General features: G+C 72.0%; 17 protein-coding genes. 9 read left to right on the top strand and 8 right to left on the bottom strand.

What is annotated here, in order from left to right; translation table 11 throughout:
- Positions 1 to 38: 38 nt before the first annotated feature.
- Positions 39 to 284 carry a hypothetical protein gene (locus ACZ6ZP_RS07095; protein WP_351158157.1) on the top strand — a complete coding sequence of 82 codons (246 nt, stop codon included), beginning with the start codon at positions 39 to 41 and terminating at the stop codon, positions 282 to 284.
- Between the two features lie 65 nt (positions 285 to 349).
- On the opposite strand, the gene ACZ6ZP_RS07090 is transcribed toward ACZ6ZP_RS07095, so the two are convergent.
- From ACZ6ZP_RS07090 to ACZ6ZP_RS07065, 6 genes are all read right to left on the bottom strand, one after another.
- Positions 350 to 832 (bottom strand): DUF6099 family protein, encoded by a 483-nt coding sequence (locus ACZ6ZP_RS07090; protein ID WP_469406546.1) that lies wholly within the window; start codon positions 830 to 832, stop codon positions 350 to 352.
- A 209-nt stretch (positions 833 to 1041) separates the two neighbouring features.
- Positions 1042 to 1365: a nucleotide pyrophosphohydrolase gene (locus ACZ6ZP_RS07085; protein ID WP_351158155.1), complete on the bottom strand. Its 324-nt coding sequence runs from the start codon at positions 1363 to 1365 to the stop codon at positions 1042 to 1044.
- The gene (locus ACZ6ZP_RS07080; RefSeq protein WP_351158152.1) at positions 1362 to 2528 is read right to left on the bottom strand and encodes an AAA family ATPase; all 1167 of its coding nucleotides are present in this window, start codon (positions 2526 to 2528) and stop codon (positions 1362 to 1364) included. Before ACZ6ZP_RS07080 ends, ACZ6ZP_RS07085 begins: the two co-directional genes overlap by 4 nt.
- A gap of 170 nt (positions 2529 to 2698) precedes the next feature.
- Positions 2699 to 3079 carry a cell division protein SepF gene (locus tag ACZ6ZP_RS07075; protein ID WP_249587197.1) on the bottom strand — a complete coding sequence of 127 codons (381 nt, stop codon included), beginning with the start codon at positions 3077 to 3079 and terminating at the stop codon, positions 2699 to 2701.
- Between the two features lie 118 nt (positions 3080 to 3197).
- Positions 3198 to 4520, bottom strand: a complete 1323-nt coding sequence (gene fes, locus ACZ6ZP_RS07070; RefSeq protein WP_469405871.1) for an enterochelin esterase — start codon at positions 4518 to 4520, stop codon at positions 3198 to 3200.
- Between the two features lie 143 nt (positions 4521 to 4663).
- Positions 4664 to 5818: an epoxide hydrolase family protein gene (locus ACZ6ZP_RS07065; protein WP_351158147.1), complete on the bottom strand. Its 1155-nt coding sequence runs from the start codon at positions 5816 to 5818 to the stop codon at positions 4664 to 4666.
- 136 nt (positions 5819 to 5954) lie between these two features.
- Between ACZ6ZP_RS07065 and ACZ6ZP_RS07060 the strand changes: the two genes are divergently transcribed.
- From ACZ6ZP_RS07060 to ACZ6ZP_RS07045, 4 genes are all read left to right on the top strand, one after another.
- Positions 5955 to 6824: an arylamine N-acetyltransferase family protein gene (locus ACZ6ZP_RS07060; RefSeq protein ID WP_351158145.1), complete on the top strand. Its 870-nt coding sequence runs from the start codon at positions 5955 to 5957 to the stop codon at positions 6822 to 6824.
- 87 nt (positions 6825 to 6911) lie between these two features.
- The gene (locus tag ACZ6ZP_RS07055; RefSeq protein WP_351158142.1) at positions 6912 to 7343 is read left to right on the top strand and encodes a TOBE domain-containing protein; all 432 of its coding nucleotides are present in this window, start codon (positions 6912 to 6914) and stop codon (positions 7341 to 7343) included.
- Between the two features lie 79 nt (positions 7344 to 7422).
- Positions 7423 to 8229 (top strand): molybdate ABC transporter substrate-binding protein, encoded by an 807-nt coding sequence (gene modA, locus ACZ6ZP_RS07050; RefSeq protein ID WP_351158140.1) that lies wholly within the window; start codon positions 7423 to 7425, stop codon positions 8227 to 8229.
- A 127-nt stretch (positions 8230 to 8356) separates the two neighbouring features.
- The gene (locus ACZ6ZP_RS07045) at positions 8357 to 10318 is read left to right on the top strand and encodes an ABC transporter permease (protein ID WP_469405868.1); all 1962 of its coding nucleotides are present in this window, start codon (positions 8357 to 8359) and stop codon (positions 10316 to 10318) included.
- Between the two features lie 24 nt (positions 10319 to 10342).
- Here ACZ6ZP_RS07045 and ACZ6ZP_RS07040 read toward each other — a convergent pair whose 3' ends face one another.
- Positions 10343 to 11251: an aminoglycoside phosphotransferase family protein gene (locus ACZ6ZP_RS07040; protein ID WP_469405865.1), complete on the bottom strand. Its 909-nt coding sequence runs from the start codon at positions 11249 to 11251 to the stop codon at positions 10343 to 10345.
- A 128-nt stretch (positions 11252 to 11379) separates the two neighbouring features.
- On the opposite strand from ACZ6ZP_RS07040, the gene ACZ6ZP_RS07035 reads away from it, so the two are divergent.
- Together ACZ6ZP_RS07035 and ACZ6ZP_RS07030 are read left to right on the top strand one after the other, a co-directional pair.
- Positions 11380 to 12243: an MEDS domain-containing protein gene (locus ACZ6ZP_RS07035; RefSeq protein WP_351158135.1), complete on the top strand. Its 864-nt coding sequence runs from the start codon at positions 11380 to 11382 to the stop codon at positions 12241 to 12243.
- 8 nt (positions 12244 to 12251) lie between these two features.
- The gene (locus ACZ6ZP_RS07030; RefSeq protein ID WP_351158133.1) at positions 12252 to 12740 is read left to right on the top strand and encodes an ATP-binding protein; all 489 of its coding nucleotides are present in this window, start codon (positions 12252 to 12254) and stop codon (positions 12738 to 12740) included.
- Positions 12741 to 13071: 331 nt separating this feature from the next.
- Here the strand turns inward: ACZ6ZP_RS07030 and ACZ6ZP_RS07025 are convergent, their stop codons facing one another.
- Complete coding sequence (locus tag ACZ6ZP_RS07025; protein WP_469405864.1) at positions 13072 to 14124, bottom strand: LacI family DNA-binding transcriptional regulator; 1053 nt, start codon at positions 14122 to 14124, stop codon at positions 13072 to 13074.
- Between the two features lie 437 nt (positions 14125 to 14561).
- On the opposite strand from ACZ6ZP_RS07025, the gene ACZ6ZP_RS07020 reads away from it, so the two are divergent.
- Together ACZ6ZP_RS07020 and ACZ6ZP_RS07015 are read left to right on the top strand one after the other, a co-directional pair.
- Positions 14562 to 16376, top strand: a complete 1815-nt coding sequence (locus tag ACZ6ZP_RS07020; RefSeq protein WP_366464371.1) for a coagulation factor 5/8 type domain-containing protein — start codon at positions 14562 to 14564, stop codon at positions 16374 to 16376.
- Positions 16377 to 16461: 85 nt separating this feature from the next.
- Positions 16462 to 18378 carry a discoidin domain-containing protein gene (locus tag ACZ6ZP_RS07015; RefSeq protein WP_366464372.1) on the top strand — a complete coding sequence of 639 codons (1917 nt, stop codon included), beginning with the start codon at positions 16462 to 16464 and terminating at the stop codon, positions 18376 to 18378.
- Positions 18379 to 18394: the final 16 nt, after the last annotated feature.

The raw sequence follows: 18394 nt of genomic DNA, 5'->3' as shown, positions 1-18394 counted from the left end.
CCTCCACCACCGGGAGGGCGAGGGCCGAGGAGGCCGTCATGTCCCACGAAGCCGTACCCGATCAGGAGGCCGAGCGCGAAACGTCCGTGCCCGAGCAGGGACCACCCAGCCTGCTCCAGCAGATGGAGGAGCTGATGGCCGCGCTCAACGCGGATCTGACGCAGCTCGACGCGGATCTTCAGCAGCCCACGGCGACCGGCGATCCGCAGCAGCCCACGCCGGCCGGCGACACCGCGCCCCCCGCCCCTCGTCCGCCCGTGGGCGACGAGTCCGCCCGCTCCTGACGGCACCGGCACTCCCCGGGCGCCTGTGTCACTCAGCCGTCCGCGGCTCCCGGCACAGCGCCGGATCATGGCGACCCCGCCGCCGAGTCGGGCTCGGGCAGGCTCTGTTCGCGCACCGCGAGCCTGCGCAGCATCTCGAGCACCCGGTCCCTCGACTCGTCGGCGGCGTCGATCCCCTCCATGCACTGCCAGTACACCCCCTCGTCGTCCGCGCCCATGGCCACGCCGACGAGCGCGATGCCCACCTCGCCGAGCAGTTCGTCGAGGCCCCGCAACACCTCGTACGCCTGGCCGATGTCCGTCAGGCGCGCCGCCCGCACGTCCTCCTTCCCCAGCCCCAGGGTGTCGAGGACCCCGCAGCCCCTGCCGCCGACTTCGCTCAGGCCGAGCGCCTCGCCCCGCAGCTCCGGTGGCCCCGCTATCGCGAGCCGGCTGCCGATCACCCGCGCGAGGGCCTGGGACTGCCACACCTCGGCCAGGATGTCCGACGGTTCCTGGCTCCGCGCCAGAGCGTGCCTGCTCGCTTCGATGAGCCGCATCGCCTCCATGCGCACCCCCACCCATCCCGCGCGCAGCCGCCGCACGTTCGCCCGAACTCCCTTGTCCACTACCCACAGTGAGTGCCAGCGGAGCGAAAAGCCAGAGCAACCCGGAAATCTGTGGACAAGTTATCGACTGTGGACAACGCGTCCACTCCGGAGAGTGACGGATCTTCGGGCCGGATGTCCTCGGAGCGTCCCCGAAACAGGCCCCGACCTCACGTCGCCGGAAAGCGCCGCTCGTTCCGGTCGATCTTCGCGGCGAGCGCCGCGAGGGCGTCGATGCCCAACACCTCGCAGAACTGGAGCAGATAGGCGAGGACGTCGGCGACCTCGTCCGCCACCCGGTGCGCCGAGTCCGGGTCGTCCATCACCCGTGCCGATTCGTCGGGCGTCAACCACTGGAAGATCTCGACCAGTTCGGAGGCCTCCACGCTGAGCGCCGCGGCCAGGTTCTTGGGCGTGTGGTACTGCTCCCAGTCCCGCTTCGCCGCGAAGTCGGCCAGCCGCTGCTGCAGTCCCGCTACATCAAGTTCAGTCACGGCTCCAGGTCTACCACCGCGGCCCCGCCCACTTCGGCGGCCCACGACGCGTCGCTGACCGTCCCGACCAGACGGATGTGCCCGCGCTCGCAGGTGCGCGCCGCCAGTTCGGCCAGTGCGCGCTTCTGCCGCCGGTCCAGGAAGTGGTCGAGGCCGTCGGCGAGCACGGTGAGGTTCTGGTACGCCGACGGCACCTCGGCCACCGGGTCCACCTCGAGCACTCCGGGCCCGGTGAGCAGCACCAGGGCGAGCGCCAGGTACCTCAACTCGCCGTCCCCGAGCCGCCCGACCGGTGACCTGATCCCGCCGCCCCGGTCGATGAGCGCGTGGACCGAACCGTCGTCGGCCACCTCCGCGAACACGTCGGCGACCGGCCCCGCGCACCCCTCCCGCACCGCCGCCACCAGCCGCGCATGACGGTTGCCGCACTCCTGCTTCGTACGGAGAAGGACCTCGGCGAGGTTGTCGCAGCCGCTCAACAGGCGCCCCGCGCCGATCAGTCCAGGAGGCACGGGCAGCCGCATGAGGCCGGGCCGGGGCGCGCACGGGAACACCGAGCGCAGCGCGACCACCACCTGCTCGGTCGCCGCGAGCACCAGGCGCTGTCCCTCGGTCTTGCCCGCGACCCGCAGCGGGAGCAGCGCCGTGCCGAGCCGGTCGTCCGGCAGGGGGCCGCGGGTCACCGGCGTCGCGCCCGCCGTGTGCCAGGCCGCCTGCACCGCGCGCCGCCCAGGATCGCGCAGCGCCGTCTCGAGGAGGGTGAGCCCGCCCCGGGTCAGCCGCTCGCCCACGACGCGCAGTTCGGGCTCGGCCTGTACGGCGACGTCGAGCCGCACCGCTCCGACGGGGCCGTCGACCGTGCAGCCGATCCGGAATCCGCGCCGCTGCTGGCCGTCGCCCCGCGCGCGATCGGGCACGCAGGCCACGGGATCGGCGAAGACGTCGACGAGTTCCTCGCCCGCACCGAGCCGCGCCAGCGCCTCGTACGCGGCGAGCGCGGTGGACTTGCCGCTCCCGCTCGGGCCCGCGACGAGGGTCAGCGGGCCGAGCGGGAAGACGGCGCCCCGGTGCGAGGCGTAGGCCGAGAGCCGCAGTTCGGTGACGCGGCTCCGGTCCGGACCCGACGGCGGCTCGGCGACCGTCTCCGGAAGGTGCTCAGACATGTCCGGAAGGTAGGCGCCGGCGGAACCGGTGAACCGTTCCGCCCAAGTGACCTTCCTACGAATGAGGGATTCCCGGCGGAGCCGCTCCGGCGCCGCCCGCGGGCGGCTACGCGCCGGGCCCGTACCCCTGCCGCGGTTTCCACCCCAGCTGTTCCGCTACGACGGTTCCGCTACGACTGCGCCGCCTCGACGAGCCCCTGCACCTCGGTGCCGGGAGGCGCGAGCAGGAAGACGTTCTTGTCGACGCGGTGCATCCCGCAGCCGAGGCCGAGGACCACGCCGCTGCTGAAGTCCAGGACACGCTTGGCGACTTCCGTCTCGGCCCCGGTCAGGTCGAGCAGGACCGGGATCTGCGCCATCACGGTCTCCGCGACCTCGCGGGCGTCGGCGAAAATGTTCACCCGCATCACCACAAAACGCCGCCGCGCCTCGGTCTCCGCGTCGGGCATCGCGCGGTGTCCGGGCCAGGACGGCCATTCGTTGCGGCTGCGCAGTGGTACGACCTGGGCGAGCCCTTCCCACTGTTCATCGGTGACGTCGTGGCTGTTCAACGCTCCACCCCGTCCTGGCTCGCACTCGATATCTGCACTGGCTCATTCTTACGCGACCTCACCCGTTCGGCCCAACAGCGACACGGGGCGGGCCGACCAGTGTGCCAGGGCCGGCGGGTCAGTGTCCCAGGAGTCCCACAAGCCCTTCGGCCAGGCAGCCGCGCCAACAGGCCCAGTCATGACCGCCGTTGTACTCGCCCAGGGTCACCGGGCAGCCGTGCGATCGCAGGTTCTCGTACAGATCGCGATGGTGATCAAGAATTTCTTCCTCGCGCAGTCCGACGTCCAGGCGCACGGTGACGGGCCGGGACGCGTCGATGTCCAGGCGTGCGACGGGCGCGGACTGGGACAGGACGTTGCCGAACCGCTCCGGCCGCAGGAATCCCGCGTACAGGGAGGTCATTCCGGCCAGGCCCTGGCCGGAGACGAGCGTGCGCGCGGGGTCGGTGGTGAGGGGCCAGCGGCCCGCCGCCCACGGCAGAAGTTCGTCGGCGAGGAAACCCACATGGCGCTCGTGCGCGTCCAGCTCACGGCGGCGCGTGTCCCGGTCGACGGCGTCCGGGGCGAGGACGGCGAGCGGCGGCAGGGCTCCGTCGGCGATGAGGGCGTCCAGTGTGTCCTGGAAGGCGAGCCGCCCGAACCACATGTCGCCGTCGCACAGCACGAGCACCGGCAGTTCAGCAGCGTGGCCGCCCGGCGGGAGGTAGGCCCACACGTCCCGCTCCGCGCCGAGCACCCCCGCGGGCAGCCGGTGCCTCTCGACCCTTCCCCGGGGCACTCCGGGACGGGGCTCGGTCCACTCGGTCCACGCCCGCGCGGGCGCCCGCGGGAGCTCGAAGACGGAGGTGGCGCGGTCCGTCCAACGTCCCTGCATCTTGTGGGGGTTGAGCGGGTCGGGCGCGGCGTGCGCGGACAGCGAGAGCAGGCGTTGCTGGAGCGGCGCGGCGGCCGCGGGCGGTTCGCCGGGCGAGATGTCGGCGGCCATGCGGTACGAGCCGCGGTGGTCGGCGCGCAGCCGGTAGGTGAGGTGCCAGATGTCCGTGCCGGGCAGCGGGCTCAGCAGGGACGCGGCGAGGTCGGCACGGTCCGCGATGCCCTCGGCGAGCAGCAGAACCTGCCGGGTGGCGCGGTGGCCGCGCCACAGGAACGTCGCGGCGCAGTGGTCCGGGTCGCCCTCGACGGCCTCGATCAGGGGGGTGCCGCGGCGCGCGGCGTCCGCCCAGAACTCCTCCAGGATGGCGTTTCGTTCGGCTTCGAAGGCTTCGAAGGCGCCGGAGGCTGGGGAGGCTTCGAAGCCTCCGGAGGCCGCAGAGACATCGGCGACACCGGCGGCATCTGCGGCACCGGCCACGCGAGCCGCGACGCGTTCGACGCAGGGCGCGGCGCCCGGGAGCCTGCGGGGCGCCGCGTCGGACGCGAGCACCCCCGTCGTCACACTCATCCGCACACGAAGAGGACCCGCATCGTTCCCCGCCTTCCTGGTCCAGCACGCCAATATCAACTTAGCTTAGCCTAACCTAAGCGAGTGCAAGACGTGGGGGCAGCGCGGAGGCGGTAAAGGCAGTGAAGGCAGTGAAGGCAGGATCAGCCCCTCAGCGGCCGGAAGAACGTCCGCAGCTCCTGAGCCACCTGGTCCGGCTCCTCGTGCGCCATGAAGTGCCCGCCCCGCTGCGGCGTGCTCCAGTGGCGCAGGTCGGTGAAGGCGCGCTCGGCCAGGCTCCTGGGGTAGCCCGCGAACGCCGGTTCATGGCTGAGGGTGATGGCTCCGGGGACGGTGATGGGCGGCACCGGCCTGTTCCGGGGGTAGTCGTAGTACTGCCTGAAGGACGAGCCGATGCTGCCGGTGGCCCAGTACAGGGTCGCGACGGTGAGCAGGGTGTCCTTGTCCCAGCGGGCCTCCAGGTCGCCGCCGCAGTCGCTCCAGTCGCGGTACTTGTCGGCGATCCAGGCCACGAGCCCGGCAGGTGAGTCCGCCAGGGCCGCGGCGATCGTGTCGGGGCGGGTGCACATGATCTCGCTGTAGCCCTGGTCGCCCGCGTCGTAGGCGGCAAGCGCGTCGAGGTACCACTGTTCCTGCGCGGTCGGCGGCTCCTCCGTGAACTGTTCCGTGATCACCGCGGAGGTCACGTGCACCCCGGCCACCTCGCGCGGGTAGAGGGCGCCGAGCCACTGCGTCACACCGCCGCCGATGTCACCGCCGAAGGCCCCGAAGCGTTCGTAGCCCAGGGTCTCGGTCATCAGCTCGTGCCAGATCTCGGCGACGCCCCTGCGCGTGAACGGCTCGCGCGGCAGTTCGGAGTGGAGGAACCCGGGCAGCGAGGGGATGACCACGTCGAAGGCGTCGGCCGGGTCGCCGCCGTGCGCGGCAGGGTCGGCCAGACGCCCCGCGACCCGCAGCATCTCCACGAAGCTGCTCGGCCAGCCGTGACTCAGGACCAGCGGAAGCGGCGCGGGGGCGCCTTCGGGGCGGCGGCCCCGCAGATGCACGAAGTGCACGCGCCGTCCGGCGACTTCGGCGACGTACTGGGGAAAGGCGTTGAGCGCGGCTTCGGCCGCGCGCCAGTCGAACGCGTCGGCCCAGTAGGCGACGAGGTCGCGCAGATAGGCGGGGTCGACGCCCGCCGCCCAGTACGTGGAGTCGGAGGGCTGGGTGAAGAGGGTGCGCTTCAGGCGCGTACGCAGGTCGTTCAGGACGTCGTCGGAGACGGAGGTCCGGAAGGGAGCGGGTTCGGCGGTCATGGTTCCTTCGGTGCGGGAGGCAGGGGCCGCCACGGCTCCCGGTCGGCAGCGACGCGGCGGGCAGGCAGGCAGGCAGCAGGCAGCAGGCAGCAGGCAGCAGGCAGGCCCATGATGCGCGACGCGCAAGAATCTGCCCATGGATTTTGATCAGACGGATGCCTACCTGCGCCGCATCGGCGCCGAGCGCCCCGCCGCCCCCACCACGCGGGCGCTGCACGACCTGCACCTGGCGCACCTGCGCGCCGTCCCGTTCGAGAACCTCTCCGTCCACCTCGACGAGGACATCGAACTCACCGCGGGCTCCCTGGTCGCCAAGGTCGTCGGCGCCCACCGGGGCGGCTTCTGCTACGAACTCAACGGCGCCTTCGCCGCGCTGCTCACCGCCGTCGGCTACGAGGTCACCCTGTTGCAGGCCCGGGTGTACGACGCCTCCGGGCAGCCCGGAATCCCCTACGACCACCTGGCGTTGCGCGTGCTCACCGCCGACGGGGGCGACTGGCTCGCAGACGTCGGCTTCGGCACCCACAGCCACTTCCCGCTGGCCTTCGGCGAACGCGGCGACCAGTCGGACCCCGGCGGCACCTTCCGCATCGCCGAGACCGCCGAAGGCGATCTGGACGTCAGCAGGGACGGCAAGGCGCAGTACGTGGTCGACCGGCGCCCGCGCGCCCTGGCCGACTTCACGTCCGGCGCCTGGTGGCACCGCACCTCGCCCCGGTCCCACTTCACGCGGTCCTTGGTCTGCTCGCTGCTCACCGGGACCGGCCGGATCACCCTCAGCGGCCGCACCCTCACCACGACGGAGGCCGGTGAGCGCCACGCCGTCGAACTGACCACGGACGCCGACGTGCTGGAGGCGTACGACAAGCACTTCGGCATCACGCTGGCGCAGGTGCCGCACGTGAAGAAGACCGTGTCTTCGGACTCCCCGGACGCCCCGGGCTCCCCGGACGCCCCGGACGCCCCGGACGCCCCGGACTCTCCGGGCGGCGCCACCGCCTCTTGACGCTTCCTCCAAGGGGGGTGGCATCTGCCATGGGCAATCACCTGAAAGTGTTGTAGATGCCAGGTGAGGCGGCTTATCGTGTCGCGCATGCAGTCCTACACGATCGGACAGGCAGCGCGTCTGCTCGGCGTCAGCCCCGACACCGCCCGCCGCTGGGCGGACGCCGGACGGGTCACGACCCACCGGGACGAGAGCGGCCGTCGGCTCATCGACGGCCGCGATCTCGCCGCGTTCTCCGTCGAGGTCGCACAGGGCCAGGGGCAGGCGCAGGGGCAGGCGCAGGCACAAGGGGGCAACGGCGAGGACGACGTCCCCTACACCTCGGCCCGCAACGCCTTTCCCGGCATCGTCACCGCCGTAAAGCTCGGCGACGTCGCGGCCCAGGTCGAGATCCAGGCAGGTCCGCACCGGCTCGTCTCGCTCCTGACCCGGGAGGCCGTGGAGGAGCTCGGTCTGGAGGTCGGCATGCGGGCCACCGCCCGCGTGAAATCCACCAGCGTGCACATCGACCGCACCTGACCCCTGGTCCGCACCCCAGGGTCCGCAACCACGGGCCGGACCGCGCCGCCGGCCTCGCCCCCAAGGAGTTTCCACGCTCATGTCCCTCGCTCTCCCCCCCGCCCGGCGCCGCACCGCCGCCGCCGTCCTGACGGCCGCCCTGCTCGTCCCGCTCGCCGCCTGCGGCAACGAGGACGACACAAACGACAGCGGCGAGAAGGCCGCCGGCGCCGCCGCCCCGAAGGCCGACCTGACGGTGCTCGCCGCCTCCTCGCTCACCGACGTCTTCGAGACCGCCGGCGCGGCGTACGAGAAGGAGAACCCGGGGACGAAGGTCAACTTCTCCTTCGCCGGGTCCCAGGAACTGGCCGCCCAGGTCAAGCAGGGCGCCCCGGCCGACGCCCTGGTCACCGCCGACACCAAGACCATGGACGGTCTGGGGTCCGACACCGGGACCCCCTCCGTCATCGCCAAGAACCGCCTGGTCATCGCCGTCGGCGAGGGCAACCCGAAGAAGGTCGCCGAGCTGAAGGACCTCTCCGACAGCAAGCTGAAGGTCGTCCTCGCCGCGGCCGAGGTGCCGGTCGGCCGCTACAGCCAGCAGATCCTGGACGACCAGAAGATCGACGTGAAGCCGGTCTCGCAGGAGCCCAACGTCCGCGCGGTCCTGAGCAAGGTCGAGCTGGGCGAGGCGGACGCCGGGCTCGTCTACAAGACCGATGCGGCGACCGCCCCCAAGAAGGTCGACGCGATCAAGATCCCCGACGGCCAGAACGCGATCGCCGACTACCCTGCGGCCACCCTGAAGACGTCGAAGCACGCGGACGCCGCGTCGGCGTTCGTGAAGTGGCTCTCCACGCCCGCGGCACAGAAGATCCTTCAGGACGCGGGCTTCGAGAAGCCGTAGCCCCCGCACGCCGAGGTGAGGGGGCCGACCGCCTCCCCGGTCGGGGCGCGGGCCGGGCCGTCCCCCGCAGCGCCCCGTACGCCCCCTCACCTCGCGACACCGCTCCGAGCACACCCCAGGGACCACGATGAAACGCCTGCGCGGCCGCACCACCGGCCCCCGCACCCCGATCGCCCTGGCGATCCCCGCGCTGCTCGCCATCGCGTTCCTGATGCTGCCGCTGCTCGGAATCCTCGCCCGCACCGAGTGGAGCGACCTCGGCGCCCATCTGACCGGCGAAGGGACCACGCAGGCGCTGAAGCTGTCCCTCGTCGTCTCCTTCTGGGCGCTGGGGCTTTCCCTGCTGCTCGGGGTGCCGCTGGCCTGGCTGCTCGCCCGGGTCGACTTTCCCGGCAAGGCGGTCGTACGTTCCCTCGTCCTGCTCCCGATGGTCCTGCCGCCCACCGTGGGCGGCGTCGCCCTGCTGCTCGCGTTCGGGCGGCGCGGACTGCTCGGCCCGTGGCTGGAAGACACGTTCGGCATCACCCTGCCGTTCCAGACGTCCGGCGCGGTGATCGCGGCGACCTTCGTGGCGATGCCGTTCCTCGTCATCAGCCTCGAAGGCGCGCTCGGCGGCCTTCGCCCCCGTTACGAGGAGACGGCGGCGTCCCTGGGGGCCTCTCCCGTACGGGTGTTCTGTACCGTCACGCTGCCCATGGTCGCCCCCGGGCTCATCGCGGGAGCCGCCCTGACCTGGGCGCGGGCGCTCGGCGAATTCGGCGCGACCATCACCTTCGCCGGCAACCTTCCCGGCACCACCCAGACCCTGCCCCTCCAGGTGTACCTGCTGCTCCAGGACTCCCCCGAGGCCGCGACGTCCGTGTCCCTGCTGCTGCTCGCCATCGCCATGGCGGTGCTCGTCGCGCTGCGCGGGCGGTGGATGGGCACGCCGGGCGACCGGCGCGGGGGGCGGTCCGAGCCTCTGCCGGACGACGCGGCTGCGCCCGCGCTCCCCCAGGCCACCGAGGCCGAGCCCGCGCCGCCCGCCTCGCCGTCCGCCTCGCCGCCCGAGGAGCGCTGGTCCCTGCACGCCGAGGTCACCGGCTTCAACCGACTCACCCTGGACGCCGGACCGGGCACCACCATCGCCGTCGTCGGGCCCAACGGCGCGGGCAAGACCACGCTGCTGCGCGCCCTCCTCGGCCTGACCCCGCGCGCCCACGCCGAGCTCCGCCTCGGCGACACCGACGTCACCGGACTCGCGCCGCACCGCCGTCACGTCGCCTGGGTCCCGCAGGACGGCGCCCTGTTCCCGCACATGAGCGCCCTCGCCAACACGGCGTACGGGCCGCGCGCGCTGGGTGTTCCACGGGCCGAGGCCCGGCGCCGCGCGCAGGAGTGGCTCGACCGGCTCGGCGTCGGCCACCTCGCGCACCGCAAGCCGGCCCAGGTCTCCGGCGGACAGGCCCAACGGGTGGCACTGGCAAGGGCGTTGGCGGCTCGGCCCCGGCTGCTCCTGCTGGACGAACCGCTCGCCGCGCTCGACCAGACGACCCGGGCCCGCGTGCGCCACACCCTGCGTACGCACCTGGACACCTTCGGCGGCGTCTGCCTGATCGTCACGCACGACCCCGTCGAGGCGGTGTCCCTTGCCGACCGGGTTCTCGTACTCGACCAGGGGATCGCCCTCCAGGACGAGGCGCCCGCCGAGGTGACCCGGCACCCGCGCTCCCCGTGGGTGGCCAGGATGCTGGGCCGCAACGCCTGGCCCGGCACCGCGGGACCCGAGGGGCTCGCCCTGCCCGGCGGCGGCACCCTGGTGGTCGCCGATCCGCTGCCGCCGGGCACCGAGGCGCTGGCGATCATCGCCCCGGAGGCGGTCTCCGTGCACCGCGACAGGCCCACCGGCAGCCCCCGCAACGTCTGGCCCGGCACCATCCGCGAGATCACCACCAGCGGCAGCCGCCTCCGCCTCCTGATCACCTCGTCCCGGGCGCCGGACCTCGTGGCCGAGATCACCCCGCAGGCCGCCGCCGAACTCGGCCTCTCCGACGGGGCGCCGGTGTGGACCAGCGTGAAGGCGACCGAGGTGACGGTCGTGCCCACCTGAGATGCGCGGGCCGCACGCGCCGCGTCAGCCGAAGAGTTCGTGGTCGGCCAGGACCTCGGCGATCAGGCGCCGGTCGACGGCCGCCTTGTCCGGGTCGCTGTCGACGCAGCCGCTCAGCGTCAGCAGGCACTTCCACAGCAGCCAGCCGCGGGCGCGCGCCCAGGTGCCCGCGTCCTGGCCGACCGTGCGCCGGAACGCCTCGCGGCTCTCGCCGGAGAACATCCCCCAGGCGATGACCAGATCGCAGGCCGGGTCGCCGACGCCCGAGGTGCCGAAGTCGATGACGGCGGTGAGCCTGCCGTCGGCGACCAGCAGGTTCCCGGAGGCGATGTCGCCGTGGAACCACACGGGCACCCCGTGCCACCGCGCGGCGAGTGCGGCCTCCCAGACGGCCGCGGCCCTGCCCGTGTCGACGCGCCCCTCCAGGGCGGCCAGGCACCGCCGGGTCTCCTCGTCGTAGTACGCCAAAGACGCCCCTCGGTACCAGCTGTGCTCGCCGGCGAGCGGGCCCCCGGTGGTGTCGCAGCGCTGGAGGGCGAGGATGAACTCGGCCACACAGACCGCGAACCGGGCCATGTCGCCGATGCGTTCAGGAGCCGCCGTCTCACCGTCCAGCCAGCCGCGGACGGACCACGGGAAGGGATACCCCTCGCCCGGGACGCCCTGGCCCAGGATCGGCGGGACGGCGCACGGCAGGGACGGCGCGAGCCGGGGCAGCCACTCGGTCTCCTTGGCGACCGCGGGGACGTAGCCGGCGGCGGTGGGCAGCCGTGCCGTCAGATCCTCGCCCAGGCGGTACGTCCGGTTGTCCCAGCCGTCGACCTCCACGGGCCTGACCGGCAGCTCGCTCCACTGCGGGAACTGCGCGGCGACCAACCGTTTCACCAGGGCGGCGTCGATACCGGCACGCCCGTCAGGAGGAGTCGGAACCATGCGTGGATCATCGCCTCCGGCGATCGCGCCCCGCAACGAATTATCGAGTTGTCGAGCGTTTGGAACGTCTTCAGTCAACAGTGATCACCGCGGCCGTGGTGCGTCGCGCGGACCCTAAGGTCTGCCCCATGGATTCCAGTTCTGTGACCAGGACGGTCTCCGTCACCCGTATGAACTCCGGGGACCATGCCTGCCTCGGATTCGACGACGACGAAACCCGCTGGGAACTCCGTGCCGCGTACGCCGACATCGGTATTTCGCGTGGCGAGCAAGTGGTCTTCTTCACGGACCGGACGACCACCCCCGACGTCGCGGCCGAGCAGCTGAGTTCCACCGGCTTTCCCTTGGACCCCGCGCTCATGGACGGACGCCTTGTCGTGGTCAACGAAGTCCCCGGATACGACCCGGCCACCGGCTTCGACCCGGTCGAACGGGCCCAGACCTGGGTGGAGTTGACCGACAAGGCCCGCCTGGACGGCTTCTCCGGCATCCGGGTGGTCGGCGACATGGGCTGGGCCGCCGAACCGGGCGTGGACCAGGACCTCCTGGTCGAGTACGAGGCCGGGCTCTCGCCCCTCTTCGCGAAGATCGGGTTCACCGCCGTCTGCGAGTACGACCGGCGCAAGTTCGGCGACGGCGTCCTGGGCCGGATCCAGCACGCGCACCCCAAACGGCTCCTGCGGCACCTCGGCGCCCTGGACATCACCCGGTACGGCACCGAGCTGCGCGTCGCCGGGGACATCGACCTGGCGACGCGCGAGGAGTTCGACTCGGCGCTCGCCCACGCCTTAGCCGGGCCCGACCGCCCCCTCGTGCTCGACCTGTCCGAGCTGTGCTTCATGGACGTACACGGCGCGTCGACGCTGGTGCGGCTCGCGAGCAGGCTCCCCTGCGGCCACCTCATCGCGGTCCGCGGCAGGCCCGAGCAGGACAAATTGTTACGGCTCTGCGGAGCCGCCGAAGTGCCTCAACTCGTCCTGGGCGAAGGGTGATCCGCGAAGTGATCCTCAACCGCGGCATCGGCAACGACGACAACGGCGGCGACCCGGCCCCGCACCGGGTCCCGCCCAACAGCACGCTCGCCCCCGCACCGGGCAGGGCCACGCTCCTCGAACTCCCCTTCACCATGGCCGACTTGGCGCGGCTGCGACTCCAGGTGACCCGGCGTTCCGAGGACGCGGGCCTGTGCGACCCCCGGCTCAGCGACTTCGTGCTCGCCGTGCACGAGGTCGCGAGCAACGCCGTCGTGCACGGCGGCGGCAAGGGCCGCATCCATCTCGCGTACACGGGCGACGGGTTGCGGTGCGTGATCGCGGACAGCGGTCCGGGGCTCGCCCCTCCGGAGCCGTCGGCGCCAGTCGGTCTCCCCGACAGCGACGAGGCCGAGAGCGGCCGGGGCCTGTGGCTGGCCCGCGCGCTGGCCGACCACTTCGAGGTCGCCGCCTGCGCCACGGGTACCACGGTCACCTTGGTGGCGCTGCTGTGCTGAGCGGCCCGGCCCAGGCGCGCGCGGGACGGATCTCCCGCGCGTCGCTGCGGCGCAACACCACGAGTCCGGCCGTGAGCCCGGCGAGCGACCAGGGCGGAAGGACGAGCACCGCGGCGCCACTTCCGTAGGGGGCGCCGTCCTGCGCACGCCGTGGCGTCCGGTGGTTCCCGTCTTTCAGGCGGCGATCGTCGCTTACGAGGGGGCCTTGCACGGGAGAGGCCGATCTCGACAAGCAGGGGGCAGGGGACGCTCCGCGCAAGCGCGCCAACTCCCGCACCATTGCGGCAAGTTCACACGCGAAGCCACCCGCATGCGCCGCACGGCCGCCTGATCACGCCGACGCCCGCTCCACCAGCGTCGGCCGGAACACCATCGACAGCGGCGATTCCCCCGGCTGCTTGATCCTCCCCAGCAGCAGCCGGGCCATCTCGGCGGCCATCTCCTCCACCGGCTGCCTGACCGTGGTCAGCGCGGGCTCACAGGCCCTGGCGGCCTCGCTGTCGTCGAAGCCGACCACCGCCACGTCCTGCGGCAGCCGTCTGCCCGCCCGCAGCAGGGTCTGCAAGGCGCCCTGCGCCATCAGGTCCGACGCGACGAACACCCCGTCCAGGTCCGGGTGGTGGCCCAGGAGCCGCCGCGTGGCCTCCGCGCCGCCCACCCGCGTGAAGTCCGCCTCCGCCCAGGGCGCGTCGGTGATGCCGTGCGCGGCCAGCGCGGCACGGAAGCCTTCGAGGCGCTCCTGGGCGGCCGGCATGTCCTGCGGCCCCGCGACGGTGCCGATCCTGCGGCGCCCCTCGGAGACCAGGCGGTCGACGGCCATCCGCGCCCCGGCCCGCTGGTCCACCTCCACGTACGGCAGCGGGACCGTCTCCGCCGGGCGCCCGGCGAGCACGGCGGGCAGGCCGGTCTCCGCGAGCAGCCGGGGCAGCGGATCGGAGGCGTGCGAGGAGACGAGCACCGTGCCGTCCACGTGGCCCTGCCGCAGGTACGACAGGAACTGCCGGCGCGAGGTGTCGTCGTCCACCAGCATCAGGACCATCTGGACCCCGGCGGGGCGCAGCACGTCCAGGAGCCCGCCGACCACCCTGCCGAAGTGCGGGTCGGTGAACATCCGGCCGACGAAGGGCGCCTCGACCGGCCGCCGCTCCCGCTCGGACACCACCAGGGCGATGGAGTCGGTCCGTTGGGTCACCAGGGAGCGGGCGGCCTGATTGGGGACGTAGCCGGTGTCCTCGACGGCATCCTCCACCTTGCGGCGCAGCACCGGGTCGACGGTGGGCGCGCCGTTCACGACCCGGGAGACGGTGGCGCGCGACACCCCCGCCGTGCGGGCCACGTCCTCCAGGGTCACCGGGCGGGCGGGGCGCAGGGCGTCGGCAGTCACGGGGTCTTTATAGCAACCCCGTGGGCTGGGCGTTCAGATATCTGCACCTGAGGTGACGTCAACTGGGAGCACGCAGCGCGTCGTTGGGCCCTCGTCACACCCTCGGACATATCACCCACGCGCGAGCGATTGACGTCAACTTTCCCACACGGTCACCTAGTTGACTTCTCTCCACCGAGTCCGTGCGACATCGTGCGCACCCCCTTGACGCGCCTTGTCGCAGACACAACTATCCAACGCGAGAGAGCGCTCTCTCAGCGATCAACGTTCAGGTTCTGAACTCAAACCGAACCCATGCGGCACCGCTCTGCCCCACTCCACCCCACCCCGGAGACCCCGGGCCGTAGACCCCGGGCCGGAGACCCACCCCGGAGCGGCACCGCCCCCCACCGTCAGCACCCGGCGCACCAACCGCCCGGCTACCAGAGAGACTTGCCATGTCTGAGCAACTGCCTCCGTCCGCCGCGAGCTCCACCCTCTCCCGCCGCACCGCCCTGGCCGCAGCCCTGGCGGTCCCGGCCACCGGTCTGCTCGCCTCCCAGGCGGTCGCCGCTCCCGACACCCCCTCGGCGCAGGTCCCCGCGGCCCGCCGCCCGCAGCCCGCTAACGCCCTCGCCCCCGACTTCGGCCCGAACGTCATCGTCTTCGACCCGTCCACCGGGGGCATCCAGGCCAAACTGGACGAGATATTCAAGAAGCAGGAGTCGGCGCAGTTCGGCACGGACCGCTACGCCCTGCTGTTCAAGCCCGGCACGTACAGCGGTCTCAACGCCCAGATCGGCTTCTACACCTCGATCATGGGCCTGGGCCTGACCCCCGACAACACCCATATCAACGGCGACGTCACCGTGGACGCCGGCTGGTTCAACGGCAACGCCACCCAGAACTTCTGGCGTTCGGCGGAGAACCTCTCCCTCTCGCCGGTCAGCGGCGCCAACCGCTGGGCCGTATCCCAGGCCGCCCCGTTCCGCCGCATGCACGTGCGCGGCGACCTGAACCTCGCGCCCAACGGCTACGGCTGGGCCAGCGGCGGCTACATCGCCGACAGCCGCATCGACGGCACCGTCCAGCCGTACTCGCAGCAGCAGTGGTACACCCGCGACAGCTCGATCGGCGGCTGGCTCAACGCGGTGTGGAACATGGTCTTCTCCGGGGTCGAGGGCGCCCCCGGCAACTCCTTCCCCAACCCGCCCTACACCACCCTGAACACCACCCCGTACTCCCGCGAGAAGCCCTTCCTCTACCTGGACGGCGCCGAGTACAAGGTCTTCCTGCCCGCCCTGCGCACCAACGCCCGCGGCACCAGCTGGGGCAACGGCACCCCCCAGGGCCAGTCCCTCTCCCTCTCCGCCTTCTACGTCGCCAAGGCGGGCGACAGCGCGGCCACCCTCAACGCCGCCCTCGACCGGGGGCTCCACCTGCTGCTCACCCCCGGCATCTACCACCTCGACCGGCCGATCCAGGTCAAGCGGGCCAACACCGTCGTCCTCGGCCTCGGCTACGCGACCCTCATCCCGGACGGCGGGGTCACCGCGGTGAAGACCGCCGACGTGGACGGGGTGCGCCTGGCCGGATTCCTGGTCGACGCGGGGCCGCAGAGATCCGCGACGCTCGTCGAGGTGGGCCCCGCCGGCGCGGGCGCGTCGCACGTCGGCAACCCGACCACCGTCCAGGACGTGTTCATCCGCATCGGCGGCGCGGGCGCGGGCAAGGCCACCACCAGCCTGGTTATCAACAGCCGCCACACCATCGTCGACCACACCTGGGTCTGGCGCGCCGACCACGGCGACGGCGTCGGCTGGGAGACCAACCGGGCCGACTACGGCGTCGTCGTCAACGGCGCCGACGTGCTCGCCACCGGCCTGTTCGTGGAGCACTTCAACAAGTACGACGTGCAGTGGAACGGCGAGCGCGGGCGCACGATCTTCTACCAGAACGAGAAGGCGTACGACGCCCCCAACCAGGCCGCCATCCAGAACGGCGGCATCCGGGGCTACGCCTCGTACAAGGTCGCCGACTCCGTCAACACCCACGAGGGCTGGGGCCTGGGCAGCTACTGCTACTACAACGTCGACCCGACCATCGTGCAGGAGCACGGCTTCGCCGCCCCGAACAAGTCCGGCGTGAAGTTCCACCACCTGCTCGTCGTCTCGCTCGGCGGCAAGGGTCAGTACGCGCACGTCATCAACGCGATCGGTGCTCCCACGTCGGGCTCCAACACGGTGCCGTCCACGGTGGTCTCCTTCCCCTGAACCGCCTGAGCCGCGTGAACCGCCCGAACCGCCCGAACTCCCTTTCAGAACAGGCCAGTTGCGACTCACCCGCAAGGAGAGCAGCATGCGCTCCGGCACCTCACGAAGAACCGGCACCTCCCGAAGGAAGAGACGCACTCCTGTCGTCGCGCTCGCGACGGCCTGCGTCCTGACCCTGCTGACCGGCCTCGCCTCCGCCGCGCCGGCCGACCCTCCCGGCGCGGTCGCCGCCGCGGCCTGGGACACCGACCGCGCCGCCGAGGCGTACACCGCGAACCCGGCATCCGCGACCGCGTCCGGCAACGAGGCGGGCACCGCCGGACCCGGCGCCGCCTTCGACGGCAACGCGTCGACCCGCTGGTCCAGCCAGTTCGCCGACGACGCGTGGATACGCCTCGACCTCGGCGCCACCCTGCGCGTCGACCGCGTCGTCCTGGACTGGGAAGCCGCCTACGGCAAGAAGTACGTCCTGGAGGTGTCGAGGAACGGCACCGACTGGACCCCCTTCTACACCGAGACGGCGGGCACCGGCGGCTCCGTCACCGCCCACACCTACCCCCAGGAAGTGACGGGCCGCTACGTCAGGATGCGCGGCGTCGAACGCGCCACGCCCTGGGGCTACTCGCTGCACGCCTTCAAGGTCTACGGCGGCGCACCCGCCCCCGCCTCGACCACCCGCTCGAACCTCGCCCTGAACCACCCCGCCTACTCCAACCGCTACCAGCACGCGGGCAACGCACCCTCCTTCGTGACCGACGGCGGCTGGCCCGCCGACCTCAAGGCCGATCAGACCCGCTGGTCCAGCGACTGGAACGCCAACCGCTGGGTCTCGGTCGACCTGGGCGCGCGCTCCACCATCGACACGGTGGACCTGTACTGGGAGGCGGCCTACGCCGTCGACTACGAGCTCCAGGTCTCCGACGACAATCAGAACTGGCGCACGGTGCACAAGCCCTCCGCCGCGGAGGTCGCCGCGCGCCGCGCCGACGTCAAGTCCCCCGCCGACGCGGTGGGCCGGCACGACAGCGTGCGCCTCTCGCAGCCCGCGACCGGGCGCTACGTGCGGATGCTCGGCAAGGAACGCCGGTCCTTCTACAACCCGGCCCCCGCCACCGCCCAATTCGGCTACTCGCTCTACGAGTTCCAGGTGTGGGGTACGGGCGGCAGCGCGTCCGCCGCGTACCCGGCACTGCCGGGGGACCAGTCGGGGACGTACAGGACGACGTTCTTCGACGACTTCACCGGTGCGAGCCTGGACCGCTCCAAGTGGCGCGTCGTCAGGACCGGCCAGGAGATGGGCTCGGTCAACGGCGAGTCGCAGGCGTACGTCGACTCCACGAACAACATCCGTACGGAGAACGGCAGTCTGGTCCTGGAGGCCGACTACTGCGACAACTGCACCACCGCGGGCGGCGCCACCTACGACTTCACCTCGGGCCGCGTCGACACCAACACCAAGTTCGACTTCACGTACGGCAAGGTCAGCGCGCGCATGAAGCTGCCGGTCGGCGACGGGTTCTGGCCCGCCTTCTGGATGCTGGGCAGCGACGTGGACGACCCGAACGTCTCGTGGCCCGCCTCCGGCGAGACCGACATCATGGAGAACATCGGCTACGCGGACTGGACCAGCACCGCCCTGCACGGCCCCGGCTACTCGGCGGACGGCAACATCGGTGCCCGCCAGACGTACCCGAACGGCGGCACCGCCGACCAGTGGCACACGTACGCGGTGGAGTGGACGCCCACCACCATGCGCTTCTACGTCGACGACCGTCTCGTCCAGGAGACGACGCGCAACAAGCTGGAGTCCACCCGCGGCGAGTGGGTCTTCGACCACGACCAGTACGTCATCCTCAACCTCGCCCTGGGCGGCGCCTATCCGGCGGGCTGGAACAAGGTCACCCAGCCGTACTGGGGGCTGCCGCAGTCCAGCGTCGACAAGATCGCCGCCGGTGGGGTCAAGGCGGAGATCGACTGGGTGCGGGCGGAACAGAAGAGCTGAGTTCGCCACGCCCGCC

This window comes from Streptomyces sp. NPDC054047 (assembly GCF_055585065.1).
The sequence above is the reverse complement of the archived record's forward strand: the minus strand, read 5'-3'. Positions and strand labels throughout refer to the sequence as shown.